The organism is Stenotrophomonas sp. SPM, from assembly GCF_003105135.1.
Lineage (GTDB): Bacteria > Pseudomonadota > Gammaproteobacteria > Xanthomonadales > Xanthomonadaceae > Stenotrophomonas.
Genome location: NZ_QETL01000102.1, coordinates 1 through 13,329 on the forward strand (window position 1 = coordinate 1; position 13,329 = coordinate 13,329).

Consider the following 13,329-nt stretch of genomic DNA (forward strand, 5'->3'; position numbering starts at 1 on the left):
CGAGCAAGCTCGACTCTACGACGCCGGTAGAGTCGAGCTTGCTCGACTGCGTTTCAGGTGCTCAGAACCCGTGGCGCTTGCGCAGCTTCCGCGCGATGGCCGCGCGCACGTAGACGCCGTACAGCAGGCCGAACACGAAGCCGCCGATGTGCGCCCACCAGGCCACCATGCCGAAGCTCGGGCCGATGTAAGCGAACACCACCTGCAGTGCGGCCCAGACGCCGATCAGCAGGTAGGCCGGGGCACGTACGAATTCCAGGAACAGGCCCAGCGGGATGACCACGCCCAGCCGGGCGGCCGGGAACAGCGCCAGGTAGGCACCGATCATGGCCGACACCGCGCCGCTGGCGCCGATGATGATCTGGTCCGGGCTGCCCATGGTGTAGATCGCCACCAGGTTGGACACCGCGCCGCCGACCAGGAACAGCAGCATCAACCGCCACGGCCCCAGCACCCGCTCGGCGGGCAGGCCGAAGATCAGCAGGAACACCAGGTTGCCCAGCAGGTGCGACCAGTCCGCGTGCAGGAACAGGGCGGTGAACAACCGCAGCACGCTGCCGTCCTGCAGGGTCGCCCACCAATCCTGGGGCTGGGTCAGGCCGGTCGACAGGGCGCCCCAGTCCAGCCAAAGGCTGTTGCGGGCGTCACCCGGACGCGAGATTGACCACAGGAATGCCAGCCACAATGCCGCAAACAGCACGGGGGTAGCCCAGCGCAGCGTGGCTTTTTTGCGGGAGGGGAGAGACACGAACATGGGCGCTAGCCTAGCGTGCCGGGGCCTTCCGCGGGCGAGGCGCCTGTTCAGTTTCCGCAGCGGAAATACGGCCGTCGCTGTTATTGTTTCATTAACCGCTCTGGGTGATACTCGCATACGGCGTCGTATGTCGGGAGGGGAATCCGGCGCGTTCTGGCGGACCTTTGCGGGTCCGGTGGGCGCAGGCGCACGCAGAGCACCATCACCGCTTACCGGAGAGAGAACTACGATGCAAACCGCTTCTACCATTGCCCGACTGACCCTGCTGGCCGTCGGCGTTGCCGGTGCGCTGGCCGCCGCCGATGCCAACGCCGCTGCCTTCCAGCTGAAGGAAAACAGCGCCAAGGGCCTGGGCCGCGCCTTCGCCGGCTCCACCGCAGCCGAAGGCGATGCCTCGGTTGTTGCCACCAACCCTGCTTCGATGCGCCTGCTCGATGGCACCCAGTTCCAGGGTGACGTCAGCGCCATCAGCTTCGGCGCCAAGTTCCGCGGCGAAGGCCGCTATGCCAACGGCGCCCCGATTTCCGGCGGCAACGGCGGCGACGCCGGCATGATCGCGCCGGTCCCGGCAGCGTACTTCCACGTCCCGTTCGGCGAGCAGGACAACATGCATTTCGGCGTCTCGCTGAGCGTGCCGTTCGGCTTCAAGACCGAATACGACCGTGACTGGGTGGGCCGCTACAACGGCGTCAAGACCGAGCTGCAGGCTGTCGACCTGGGCGCGGCGTTCTCCTACGACGTCAATCCCTACCTGTCGTTCGGTGTCGGCGTGTTCGCCGAGCGCCTGGACGTGGACCTGACCAGCGCCATCGACGGCGGTAGCGCCATCAACGCCAGCGCCCAGCAGCGCGCGTCGGCCGCCGTGCTGGCTGCCGGCGGCACCGCTGCCCAGGCCGCTGCTGCGGCCCGCCAGGCTGCTGCCCAGGCTGCCCAGCTCGGCTTCTCGCCGGGTTCGGCCGACGGCTACCTGCGCATCAAGGGTGACGAGGTATCCGTGGGTTACACCCTTGGCATGACCGTCAGCCCGGTGGAAGGCACCAACATTGCCTTCAGCTACCGCTCCAAGGTCGAGCACAAGATCACCGACGGCAAGGCTGATTTCACCATGACCCCGGCTGCCGCCGCGTTCCTGACGCAGGCTGCGCCGGGCACCTTCATCGACAGCAATGGCCGCGCCACCATCACCCTGCCGGCCAGCGCCAACGTGAGCTTCAGCCACCGCGTGAACGACCAGTGGAAGGTGATGGCCGACGTCTCTCGGACTGCGTGGAGCAAGTTTGACCAGGTCACCGTCGACTATGACTCCAACCAGCCGGACAGCCTGCTGCCGTTCAACTACCGCGACACCACCTTCGCTTCGATCGGTACCGAATACCGCGTAAGCGACCAGCTGACCCTGCGTGGCGGCCTGGCGTACGACCAGACCCCGACCACCGACGCCCACCGCGACGTCCGCGTTCCGGACACCACCCGCAAGTGGCTGTCGCTGGGCTTGACCTGGGCTCCGTCGGAGAAGACCGAATACAGCGTGGGCTACACCCACCTGTTCACCAAGGACCCGAACATCACCTCGACCTCGGCCACCGGCAACACCGTGACCGGCAAGTACAAGGTGACCGGCGACGTGCTGGCCGCTTCGATGCAGTACAAGTTCTGATTCGGGCCTTGGACTGAAGCAGTGCGAAGGAAGGCCCCGCGCAAGCGGGGCTTTCTTTTTGTGCGGAGGGGCCATCCACGTCCGGTGCGCGGATCAACGACAATGGCGCCATGAATCTCACCGATCCGAACTTCCAGCTGGAGCTGGCTGCCAACATCGCCGTCGCCGGCTCGATCCTGCTGGCCGGCCGCAACAACGTGCACACCTGGTGGCTGGGCATCGTCGGCTGCGCGTTGTTCGCGGCGGTGTTCGAGCGTTCGCACCTGTTTGCGGACATGGTCCTGCAGTTCTTCTTCATCGCCATCAGCGTGCTGGGCTGGTGGCAGTGGCTGCGCGGCGACCACGGCGCGCCCCTGCCGATCACCCCGGTGCGCCCGCGGGCGTGGGCGTGGCTGCTGCCGCTGGCGGTGGTGGCGACCTTCGCTTACGGCTGGATGCTGACCCGCCTGACCCATGCCTATGCGCCCTACATCGATTCGGCAGTGCTGGTGCTGAGCGTGATCGCGCAGATCCTGATGATGCGGCGCAAGCTGGAATCGTGGTGGGTGTGGCTGCTGGTCAACACCATCGCCGTGCCGCTGTACTACAGCCGCGGCCTGCACCTGACCTCGTTCCTCTACATCGGCTTCTGGATCAACGCGCTGGTGGCGCTGCGCCATTGGCGCACGCTGATGCGTGCCGAGGCAAAGACCGCCGATGCCGCTGCCTGAGCGCGTCGAGCGCGGTCTGGTGGTGGGCAAGTTCTGCCCGCTGCACCGCGGCCATGAGCACTTGATCGACTTCGCCGCGGCGCAATGCCGGCAGCTGCTGGTGATCGGCTGGTCGCAGCCGGGCTTTGCCGGCTATAGCGCCGCCCGCCGCGAACGCTGGCTGCGTGCGCGCTTTCCGCAGGCGACGGTGGCGGTGCTCGACGATGCCCGCCTGGCCGCGCTCTGCGAACAGCGCGACCTGCCACCGCGCGCGCTGCCACGCGACAGCGACAGCGAGCAGGCGCAGCGCGATTTCACCGCCTGGCTGTGCCTGCATCTGTTCGGCGGGCCAGTGCAGGTGGTGTTCACCGGCGAGGACTACGGCGATGGTTTTGCCGCAGCGATGGCCGCGCACTTCAACGCACCGGTGCAGCACCAGCGGCTGGAACGCAGCCGCGATGTCGGCCAGCCCAGCGGCACCCAGCTGCGCGCCGATCCGCATGCACTTCGCCATGGCCTGTCGCCGCAGGTGTATGTGGACTACGTGCAGCGCGTGGCCTTCATCGGTGGCGAATCCACCGGCAAGACCACGCTGGCGCGCGTGCTGGCCGAGCGCATGGGTACGACGTGGGTCGCGGAATACGGGCGCACGCTGTGGGAGGTGCAGGGCGGTGACCTGCGCGAACCGGATCTGCTGCGCATCGCCGAAGAGCAACCCCGGCGTGAGGATGCGGCGGCGCTGACGGCGCAGCGCTGGCTGTTCTGCGATACCACGCCACTGGTGACCCTGGGCTACAGCGGCTGGATGTTCGGCAGCGCACCGGACGCGCTGCTGCAGGCCGCATTGCGGCCGTATGACCTGTTGTTCCTGTGTGCCCCGGACATCGCGTTCGACCAGGATGGCACGCGGGTGGGCGAGGCCTTCCGCGCGCAGCAGCATGCCTGGTATCTGCAGGAGCTGCAGGCGCGGGGGCTGCCGTTCGTGCTGCTGGAAGGCGATCTGGAAACGCGCATCGCGCGGGTGCAGGACGCGCTGGCCGCGCGCGCGGACAGCCGCTTCAGCGCGGTGCCGTGATCGCACAAAAAACCCCGCTTTCGCGGGGTTTTTCGTGCATCAATCACACCCGTGGAAGGGGGGGGTGTTTCAGTCGCCCAGGGTCAGCAGCGAGGCGTTGCCACCGGCGGCGGTGGTGTTCACCGTCACCGTCTTTTCGGTGGCGAAGCGCAGCAGGTAGTGCGGGCCGCCGGCCTTCGGGCCGGTGCCGGACAGGCCCTGGCCGCCGAACGGCTGCACGCCGACCACTGCACCGATCTGGTTGCGGTTGACGTAGACATTGCCGACGTGGACGCCGTTGCTGATGCGGTCGACGGTCTCGTCGATGCGCGAATGCACGCCCAGGGTCAGGCCGTAGCCGGTGGCGTTGATCTGGTCGATCACCGCGTCGAGCTGGTCGCCCTTCCAGCGGATGACGTGCAGCACCGGACCGAACACTTCCTTCTGCAGCTGGGCCAGGTCCTTCAGTTCGTACGCACGCGGAGCGAAGAAGGTGCCATGGGCGGCTTCGGTGGACAGCTCGGCAGCAGCGATCAGGCGCGCTTCGCGGTCCATGCGTTCGGCGTGGTCCTGCAGGATCTTCAGCGCGTCGGCGTCGATCACCGGGCCGACGTCGGTGGACAGCAGGCCGGGGTTGCCGACCTTCAGTTCCTTCATCGCACCGGCCAGCATGGTCATCACCTTGTCGGCGATGTCGTCCTGCACGAACAGCACGCGCGCGGCCGAGCAGCGCTGGCCGGCCGAGGTGAAGGCCGAACCGATCGCGTCCTTGACCAGCTGTTCCGGCAGCGCCGAGGAATCAGCGATGAAGGCGTTCTGGCCGCCGGTTTCGGCGATCAGCACACCGATGGCGGCATCACGTGCGGCCATCGCGCGGTTGATCGCACGGGCGGTGTCGGTGGAGCCGGTGAAGGCCACGCCGGCCACGCGCGGGTCGGCCGTCAGCGCGGCACCGACGGTGGCACCGTCGCCCGGCAGGAACTGCACCACCTCGGCCGGCACGCCGGCGTCGTGCAGCAGCTTCACGGCGTAGTAGCCGATCAGGTTGGTCTGCTCTGCTGGCTTGGCGATGACGCTGTTGCCGGCGGCCAGTGCAGCGGCCACCTGGCCCAGGAAGATCGCCAGCGGGAAGTTCCACGGGCTGATGCAGACGAACACGCCGCGGCCGTGCAGCTGCAGCTCGTTGGATTCACCGGTCGGGCTGGGCAGCTTCTCGGCGTGGCTGAACTGCTCGCGCGCCTGCTTGGCGTAGTAGCGCAGGAAATCCACGGCTTCGCGCACTTCGGCGATGCTGTCGGGCAGGCTCTTGCCGGCTTCCTTCACGCACAGCGCCATGAACTCCGGCATGCGCGCTTCCAGCTGGTCGGCGGCGTGCTCGAGGATGGCGGCGCGGCTGGCGGCCGGGGTACGGTTCCAGGCCGGCTGCGCGGCCACGGCGTTGGCCAGGGCCTTCTGCACGGTGGCGGCATCGGCGGCGAGCCACTGGCCGACCACTTCGCGGGTGTCGGCCGGGTTGGTCACCGGCAGCGCGACGCCGGCCGGGTTGGCACCCGGCACCAGCGGGGCGGCCTGCCACGGCTTGATGGCCGCGTTGATCTGCTCGGCCAGGGCGCGCAGTTCGTTGTCGTTGGCGAGGTTGGCGCCCATGGAGTTCTTCCTGTCGTGGTTCTGGCTGCGCAGCAGGTCAACCGGCAGCGGGATCTTCGGGTGGGGGATCGAGGCGAACGAGGCGACCATCTCGACCGGATCGCGGATCAGGTCGGCGATCGGCACGCGTTCGTCGGTGATGCGGTTGACGAAGCTGGAGTTGGCGCCGTTTTCCAGCAGGCGACGCACCAGGTACGGCAGCAGGTCTTCATGCGAACCGACCGGCGCATACACGCGGCAGGGCAGGCCCAGGCGGTCGGCCGGCACCACTTCGGCGTACAGGTCATCGCCCATGCCGTGCAGCTTCTGGTGCTCGTACACGCCACCGTTGGCGATGCTGCGCACCGCGGCGATGGTGTGCGCGTTGTGCGTGGCGAACATCGGGTAGATCGCGTCGGCATGGGTGAACAGACGCTTGGCGCAGGCCAGGTAGGACACGTCGGTGTTCTGCTTGCGGGTGAACACCGGGTAGCCCGGATAGCCTTCGATCTGCGCGCGCTTGATCTCGGCATCCCAGTAGGCGCCCTTGACCAGGCGCACCTGCAGGCGGCGACCGGCGCGGCGCGCCATGTCGGCCAGGTGATCGATCGTGTACGGGGTGCGCTTCTGGTAGGCCTGCACGACCACGCCGAAGCCATCCCAGCCGGCCAGCGAGGCATCGGAGAACACCTGCTCGATGATGTCCAGCGACAGTTCCAGGCGGTCGGACTCTTCGGCGTCGACGGTGCAGCCGATGCCGTAGCTCTTGGCCAGCTGCGCCAGTTCCAGCACGCCCGGCACCAGGTCGGTCAGCACGCGCTCGCGCTTGGCGTGCTCGTAGCGCGGGTACAGCGCCGACAGCTTGATGGAGATGCCCGGGGCGTTGTTGACGTCGCCGTCCGGGCGGCCGCCGCGAGCCTTGTGGTCGCCGCCGATGGCGTGGATCGCACGGCGGTAGTCCTCCAGGTAGCGCAGTGCGTCCTTCATGGTCAGCGCGCCTTCGCCCAGCATGTCGAACGAATAGCGGTAGCTGGCGTTGTCGCCCTTGTGCGAACGCGACAGCGCTTCGCTGATGGTGCGGCCCATGACGAACTGGTGGCCCATGATCTTCATGGCCTGGCGCACGGCCAGGCGCACCACCGGCTCACCGACGCGGCCGACCAGGCGCTTGAAGGCGCTGGGGGCATCGGCGCGGGTGGCGTCGTTCATCTGCACCAGCTTGCCGGTCAGCATCAGGCCCCAGGTGGAGGCGTTGACCAGCACCGAGTCGCTGCCGCCCAGGTGCTTTTCCCAGTCGGCATCGGCCAGCTTGTCGCGGATCAGCTTGTCGGCGGTGTCCTGGTCCGGAATGCGCAGCAGCGCCTCGGCCACGCACATCAGCAGCACGCCTTCCTCGCTGCCCAGGTCGTACTGGCGCATGAAGGCTTCGATCGCACCCTGGTCCTTGGCGCGCACGCGCACCCGGCCGACCAGGTCGGCGGCCAGCGCCTGCACCCTGGCCTGCTCCTCGGCGGGCAGGCGGGCCTGGGCCAGCAGCTCGCGCACGTGGCTGGCCTCGTCCTTCAACCAGGCGTCGGTGATGGCCTGGCGGAACGGGTTGGGGGACGCCGGCAGTTCCGGCGACAGCAGCGCGCCCGGACGCGGGGCGTCGTGGGCGGCAGGGGAGGAGGAGGGTGCGTTCATGCCGATCCGGCCAGTGGAAAACTTGGCGATTTTAATCATTTTTGCGCCCCGCGGAAGTGTCCCGCAGACACCTTTGCAGAGGGCTGATAGCCCCTAGCAGTGGTGGATTCAGCGTGTTCAGCAAGCTCGACCGTGTTTGTGCCGAATTCGTCATTCGCGCTGCCGGGCTCATGCTGTATTGCAACATGGGAAAAAGTGTGAATGCACCCTTGCTACCGGTGAGAGGGCGGGGCTACCATCGAGACGTTTCCCGCGGCAGGAACGCGGTTGCGACATGATCGAGGTGCTTCCAGCTCCGGATGGGTCAGGTACGCAGCTGCGGCTGCGTCCCCCACGGGCGCTCGATGCCCGGCAGTTCGTCCTGTTGTTTGCCGTGTTGTCGGGAGCGATGTGGCTGGTCTCCGCCCTCGGGTGGGTGGCCGGCAACGCATTCGCCCCCCTGTTCGCGCTGCTGTACAGCCTGTTGCTGGCAGCCGCCCTGCGCGCCTTGTGGCGCAGCGGTGAACGGCAGGAGGAGATCCGGGTCGTGCCGGCGTACGTGGAGGTCATCCCCGTACCCGGTGGATCGCCGGTGTTCCGGGCCCACCCCCATTGGGTGCGCCTGCTCACCGACGACGAGAGGGTCCGGCTGGCATCCAGCGGACGGCAGGTGGAGGTGGGGAGTTTCCTCGCGCCGGCCGAACGCCAGACGCTCGCTGAAATGCTTGAAGGCTTGCTCGCCGCCAGCGATGGCGGCAACCGACGACGCTAAGGGTCTAGGCAATGAAGCAAAGCAGCAGGTGGGGCACGAAGTGCGTTGCAGCGGTCGCCAGCCTGGTGGCCGGGGGACTGGTTCCGGCATGGGCATGGGCGCAGGCGGCCGATCCCAAGCCGTGGCAGCTGAACATGGGCAAGGGGGTCACCCAGACCTCGCGCCTGGCCTGGGAGTCGAACAACCTGTCGTTGATCATCTGTACGGTGATCGGCGTCATCGTGTTTGGGGCGATGGCCTACGCCATCTTCAAGTTCCGCAAATCCAAGGGCGCCGTCGCCGCCACCTTCAGCCACAACACCAAGGCCGAGGTGATCTGGACGGTGATCCCGGTGATCATCCTGATCGTGATGGCGTGGCCGGCCACGGCCAACCTGATCAAGATGTACGACACCCGCGATGCCGAAATGACGGTGAAGGTCACCGGCTACCAGTGGATGTGGAAGTACGAATACCTCGGCGAGAACGTCACCTTCACCAGCCGCCTGGACCGCGAGTCCGACCGCATGCGTCAGAGTGGCAAGGTGCCGACCCGCGAAAGCCACCCGCATTACCTGCTGGACGTGGACAACCGCCTGGTGCTGCCGGTCGATACCAAGGTGCGCTTCGTCATCACGTCTGATGACGTGATCCACGCCTGGTGGGTGCCGGCGCTGGGCTGGAAGCAGGACGCCATCCCCGGCTTCATCAACGAGGCCTGGACCAGCATCGAGCAGCCCGGCGTGTACCGCGGGCAGTGCGCCGAGCTCTGCGGCAAGGACCATGGCTTCATGCCGATCGTGGTCGAGGCGGTGTCCAAGGAAGACTTCAAGCAGTGGCTGGCGCAGCGCAAGCCGGCACCGGCTGCGCCTGCCACGCCTGCGGCACCGGCCGAACCGGCAGCGCCTGCGGGCGAGGCACCGGCTGCGCCGGCCGCACCCGCGGCGGCTGAAGCCGGTACCCCTGCCACCGCGGCCAGCGGCGCGTGATGTAAAGCCCGCGGCCGTTCGCGGCCGTGGCGACAACCGATTCTGAGAGGTGTTTTGCGATGGCGCACTCGGCAGTTGGGCACGACGATCACCACCACCACCAGAGCTTCTTCGAGCGTTGGTTCTTCTCGACCAACCACAAGGACATCGGCACGCTGTACCTGGGTTTCAGCTTCATCATGTTCGTCATCGGCGCCTTCATGAGCGTGCTGATCCGGCTTGAGCTCGCCCAGCCCGGCATCCAGTTCATCCGCCCGGAGGTGTTCAACCAGCTCACCACCGTGCATGCGCTGGTGATGATCTTCGGTGGCGTGATGCCGGCCTTTGTCGGCCTGGCCAACTGGATGATCCCGCTGCAGATCGGCGCGCCGGACATGGCGCTGCCGCGCATGAACAACTGGTCGTTCTGGCTGCTGCCGGTGGCCTTCAGCCTGCTGCTGCTGACCTTCCTGCTGCCGGGTGGTGCCCCGGCCGGGGGCTGGACGCTGTACCCGCCGCTGTCGCTGCAGGGCGGCTACAACGTCGCCTTCACCGTGTTCGCCATCCACGTCGCCGGCATCAGCTCGATCATGGGCGCGATCAACATCATCGCCACCGTGCTCAACATGCGGGCGCCGGGCATCGACCTGCTGAAGATGCCGATCTTCTGCTGGGCGTGGCTGATCACGGCCTTCCTGCTGATCGCGGTGATGCCGGTGCTGGCCGGTGCGGTGACCATGCTGCTGACCGACAAGTTCTTCGGCACCAGCTTCTTCAACGCCGCCGGTGGCGGTGATCCGGTGATGTTCCAGCACATCTTCTGGTTCTTCGGGCACCCCGAGGTCTACATCATGATCCTGCCCGCCTTCGGCGTGGTCAGCGAGATCATCCCGACCTTCAGCCGCAAGCCGCTGTTCGGCTACCAGGCGATGGTGTACGCCACTGCCGCGATCGCCTTCCTGTCGTTCATCGTCTGGGCCCACCACATGTTCACCGTGGGCATGCCGCTGGGTGGCGAGATCTACTTCATGTTCGCCACGATGCTGATCTCGATCCCGACCGGCGTGAAGGTGTTCAACTGGGTCAGCACCATGTGGCGCGGCTCGCTCACCTTCGAAGCCCCGATGCTGTGGTCGGTGGCCTTCGTCATCCTGTTCACCATCGGTGGTTTCTCCGGCCTGATGCTGGCCATTGTCGCGGCCGACTTCCAGTACCACGACACCTACTTCGTGGTCGCCCACTTCCACTACGTGCTGGTGACCGGTGCGGTGTTCGCGCTGATTGCCGCGGTGTACTACTGGTGGCCGAAGTGGACCGGGCGCATGTACAGCGAGAAGTGGGCCAAGGTGCACTTCTGGTGGTCGATCGTGTTCGTCAACCTGCTGTTCTTCCCGCAGCACTTCCTCGGCCTGGCCGGCATGCCGCGGCGCATTCCCGATTACAGCGTGGCCTTCGCCGACTGGAACCTGATCAGCTCGATCGGTGCGTTCGGCATGTTCGCCACGCCCTTCATGATGGCCGCGATCCTGCTGTCCTCGCTGCGCAATGGCGAGAAGGCCGAGGCCCGTTCGTGGGAAGGTGCGCGTGGCCTGGAGTGGACGCTGCCGTCGCCGGCACCGGCGCACACCTTCACCACGCCGCCGACCATCCGCCCGGGGGATCTGGCGCATGACGACATCACGCATTGAGGTGGGTCATGCATAACGAGAGCCCGCTTCCGACCGGTAGAGTCGAGCCATGCTCGACTGACGAAAAGCAGCCGAGCATGGCTCGGCTCTACAACAGCGCAAGCAACGGCGTCGAGTTGCAGCGCCAGCGCGCGAAGCGGACCGCGATGTGGGTCGGCGCGGTTGCGCTGCTGGTCTACGTCGGCTTCATCCTCAGCGGGGTGATCGGCCGATGAGCGAGACGCCGGCCACCGCTCCGTCACGCAGTGCCGGGCTGCCGCGCCTGATCGGCGTGGCGGTGGCGGTGTTCCTGCTGACGTTCTCGCTGGTGCCGCTGTACCGCATCGCCTGCGAAAAGGTGTTCGGCGTACGCCTGGAGCGTGGCCCCGGCAGCGAGGCCAGCACCGGCGCCGCCACCGGCAAGCGCACCGTGCGCGTGGAGTTCGATGGCGGGGTCAATTCGCGGTTGCCGTGGTCGTTCCATCCCGAGCAGTTGACCATGGACGTGGTGCCCGGCGAGCTCAACGAAGCGCTGTATTTCGCCCGCAACGACAGCGCCAATGCCGTGGTCGGCAGCGCCGTGCCTTCGGTCGCGCCGGCGCGCGCGTCGGGCTTCTTCAGCAAGACCGAATGCTTCTGTTTCACCGCGCAGACGCTGCAGGCCGGCGAGAAGCGCGACATGCCGGTGCGCTTCATCGTTGATCCGGACCTGCCGCCGGAAATCAAGACGATCACCTTGTCCTACACCTTCTACCGCAACGACGCGCTGTCCGACCGGCTGGCACCTGCCGGCACCTCGGAAGGCGCGCACGCCGCTCCCTGACCCGGATACCGACATGGCCCAGACACCGACCGACGCCAACGTGTACTTCGTCCCGGCCCAGAGCAAATGGCCGTTCGTGGGGTCCATCGCGATGATGGTGACCATGGTCGGCGTGGCCAGCTGGCTCAACGATGCCAGCTGGGGGCGCTGGACCTTCTACATCGGCATCGCGTTGCTGGTGCTGACCCTGTTCTGGTGGTTCAGCGACGTCGTGCGCGAATCGCAGGCCGGCCACTACAACCGCCAGGTCGACGGCTCGTTCCGGATGGGCATGGTCTGGTTCATCTTCTCCGAAGTGATGTTCTTCGGTGCCTTCTTCGGCGCGCTGTTCTACACCCGCAACCTGGGCCTGTCCTGGCTCAGCGGCGAAGGGCGCGGGGTGATGACAAACGAACTGCTGTGGCAGGGCTACTCGGCGGGCTGGCCGACCAACGGACCGGCGGCGATCGGTGGTGCCTTCCAGACCATTCCGGCCTGGGGCCTGCCGCTGATCAACACGCTGATCCTGCTGACCTCCGGCGTGACCCTGACCATCGCCCACCACGCGCTGAAGGCCGGCAACCGCCGCCAGCTGCTGGTGTGGCTGGGCGCCACCGTGCTGCTCGGCCTCGGCTTCCTGACACTGCAGGCGGAGGAGTACATCCACGCCTACAAGGAACTGAACCTGACCCTGGGTTCGGGCATCTACGGCTCGACGTTCTTCATGCTGACCGGCTTCCACGGCGCGCACGTCCTGCTGGGCACGATCATGCTGATCGTGATGTGGCTGCGTTCGGCCAAGGGACATTTCACCCGCGACAACCACTTCGCGTTCGAAGCCGCCGCGTGGTACTGGCACTTCGTCGACGTGGTGTGGCTGATGCTCTTCATGTTCGTCTACGTGCTTTGACCGGCGCCGGCGCCGGTGGGCTCAGCCACCGATGCCGTGCGGTTTGATCCAGCCCATGTAGATGCACACGATCACCAGTACGATCAGTGCCACTGACACGCCGATACGCCGGGTCAGTGCGTTGACCGTGCGCTTGGTCTGGCCGCGGTCGACCAGCAGGTAATACAGGCCGGCGCCCAGATTCCAGACGATGACGATCAGAAACGCGATTACCAGCAGGGTCTTCAGCGAATCACTCATGCGCGGCTCGAGGGCAGGGTGGATGCGCCTATCTGACCGCGTTTGCGCGGACTTGTCATGATGCGCCAGCACACACGCGTGATTGGCTGGCTGATGGCGGTGCTGGCGATGGCCGCGTTCACTGCGTTGGGGTTCTGGCAGCTGCAGCGCATGCACGCCAAACAGGCACTGCTTGATGCGCAGGGACCGGCGGTGGCGCAGTCGCTGCCGCTGGCGCAGGCGCTGGCGGCACCGGGGGCGTTGCACGGCGTGGCCGACCATGGCCGCTTCCTGCCCGGGGTGGTGCTGCTGGACAACCAGACCCGGCAGGGCCGTGCCGGGGTGAAGATCTACCGGCCCTTCCGCAGTGACGGCGGCAGCGTGCTGCTGGTCGACCTGGGCTGGCGCGCGCTGCCGCCGGATCGCACCCTGCCGCAGGTGTCCACGCCGCCATCACCGGTGGCGGTGCGCGGGTTGTTGGCACCGCCGCCGGCGGCCGGCCTGGCGCTGGGGCCGGCGTTCTCCAGCACCGGCGAGCCCGGACGCTGGCTGGCCAGCCGCCTGCCTGCC

13 protein-coding genes are annotated in these 13,329 nt (G+C 67.0%); 10 read left to right on the plus strand and 3 right to left on the minus strand.

Features of this window, described 5'->3' with window-relative positions; all coding sequences use genetic code 11:
* Nucleotides 1–61 precede the first annotated feature (61 nt).
* Complete coding sequence (locus DCO49_RS16620) at nt 62–754, minus strand: rhomboid family intramembrane serine protease (RefSeq protein WP_116864952.1); 693 nt, start codon at nt 752–754, stop codon at nt 62–64.
* Between the two features lie 229 nt (nt 755–983).
* Between DCO49_RS16620 and DCO49_RS16625 the strand changes: the two genes are divergently transcribed.
* The 3 genes from DCO49_RS16625 (at nt 984) to DCO49_RS16635 (ending at nt 4,175) form a co-directional block, all read left to right on the plus strand.
* Entirely contained in the window at nt 984–2,411 is a 1,428-nt protein-coding gene (locus tag DCO49_RS16625; RefSeq protein ID WP_116864953.1) for an outer membrane protein transport protein, read from the plus strand.
* 110 nt (nt 2,412–2,521) lie between these two features.
* On the plus strand, nt 2,522–3,121 hold the full coding sequence (pnuC, locus tag DCO49_RS16630; protein ID WP_108770589.1) for a nicotinamide riboside transporter PnuC: 600 nt from the start codon (nt 2,522–2,524) through the stop codon (nt 3,119–3,121).
* A complete protein-coding gene (locus DCO49_RS16635; RefSeq protein ID WP_116864954.1) occupies nt 3,108–4,175 on the plus strand; it encodes an AAA family ATPase in 1,068 nt (355 codons plus the stop codon). Before pnuC ends, DCO49_RS16635 begins: the two co-directional genes overlap by 14 nt.
* Before the next feature lie 69 nt (nt 4,176–4,244).
* On the opposite strand, the gene putA is transcribed toward DCO49_RS16635, so the two are convergent.
* Nucleotides 4,245–7,463, minus strand: coding sequence for a bifunctional proline dehydrogenase/L-glutamate gamma-semialdehyde dehydrogenase PutA (gene putA / locus DCO49_RS16640; RefSeq protein ID WP_116864955.1), 3,219 nt, complete (start codon nt 7,461–7,463; stop codon nt 4,245–4,247).
* 274 nt (nt 7,464–7,737) lie between these two features.
* Between putA and DCO49_RS16645 the strand changes: the two genes are divergently transcribed.
* From DCO49_RS16645 to DCO49_RS16670, 6 genes are read left to right on the plus strand one after another with little or no spacing between them, the layout of a single operon-like run.
* Nucleotides 7,738–8,214 (plus strand): DUF2244 domain-containing protein, encoded by a 477-nt coding sequence (locus DCO49_RS16645; RefSeq protein WP_108767493.1) that lies wholly within the window; start codon nt 7,738–7,740, stop codon nt 8,212–8,214.
* 11 nt (nt 8,215–8,225) lie between these two features.
* A complete protein-coding gene (gene coxB / locus DCO49_RS16650; protein WP_116864956.1) occupies nt 8,226–9,182 on the plus strand; it encodes a cytochrome c oxidase subunit II in 957 nt (318 codons plus the stop codon).
* Between the two features lie 59 nt (nt 9,183–9,241).
* Entirely contained in the window at nt 9,242–10,849 is a 1,608-nt protein-coding gene (ctaD, locus tag DCO49_RS16655) for a cytochrome c oxidase subunit I (RefSeq protein ID WP_108767495.1), read from the plus strand.
* An 8-nt stretch (nt 10,850–10,857) separates the two neighbouring features.
* Entirely contained in the window at nt 10,858–11,064 is a 207-nt protein-coding gene (locus tag DCO49_RS16660) for a hypothetical protein (RefSeq protein ID WP_116864957.1), read from the plus strand.
* Nucleotides 11,061–11,651 (plus strand): cytochrome c oxidase assembly protein, encoded by a 591-nt coding sequence (locus DCO49_RS16665; RefSeq protein WP_116864958.1) that lies wholly within the window; start codon nt 11,061–11,063, stop codon nt 11,649–11,651. The genes DCO49_RS16660 and DCO49_RS16665 overlap by 4 nt, the downstream gene beginning before the upstream one ends.
* A gap of 13 nt (nt 11,652–11,664) precedes the next feature.
* Nucleotides 11,665–12,540, plus strand: a complete 876-nt coding sequence (locus tag DCO49_RS16670) for a cytochrome c oxidase subunit 3 (protein ID WP_116864959.1) — start codon at nt 11,665–11,667, stop codon at nt 12,538–12,540.
* A 21-nt stretch (nt 12,541–12,561) separates the two neighbouring features.
* Here DCO49_RS16670 and DCO49_RS16675 read toward each other — a convergent pair whose 3' ends face one another.
* Nucleotides 12,562–12,780 carry a twin transmembrane helix small protein gene (locus tag DCO49_RS16675; protein ID WP_049468560.1) on the minus strand — a complete coding sequence of 73 codons (219 nt, stop codon included), beginning with the start codon at nt 12,778–12,780 and terminating at the stop codon, nt 12,562–12,564.
* Between the two features lie 57 nt (nt 12,781–12,837).
* Here DCO49_RS16675 and DCO49_RS16680 point away from each other — a divergent pair.
* Nucleotides 12,838–13,329 (plus strand): SURF1 family protein (locus DCO49_RS16680; protein WP_133249444.1); only part of this gene is annotated, 492 nt, incomplete at its 3' end.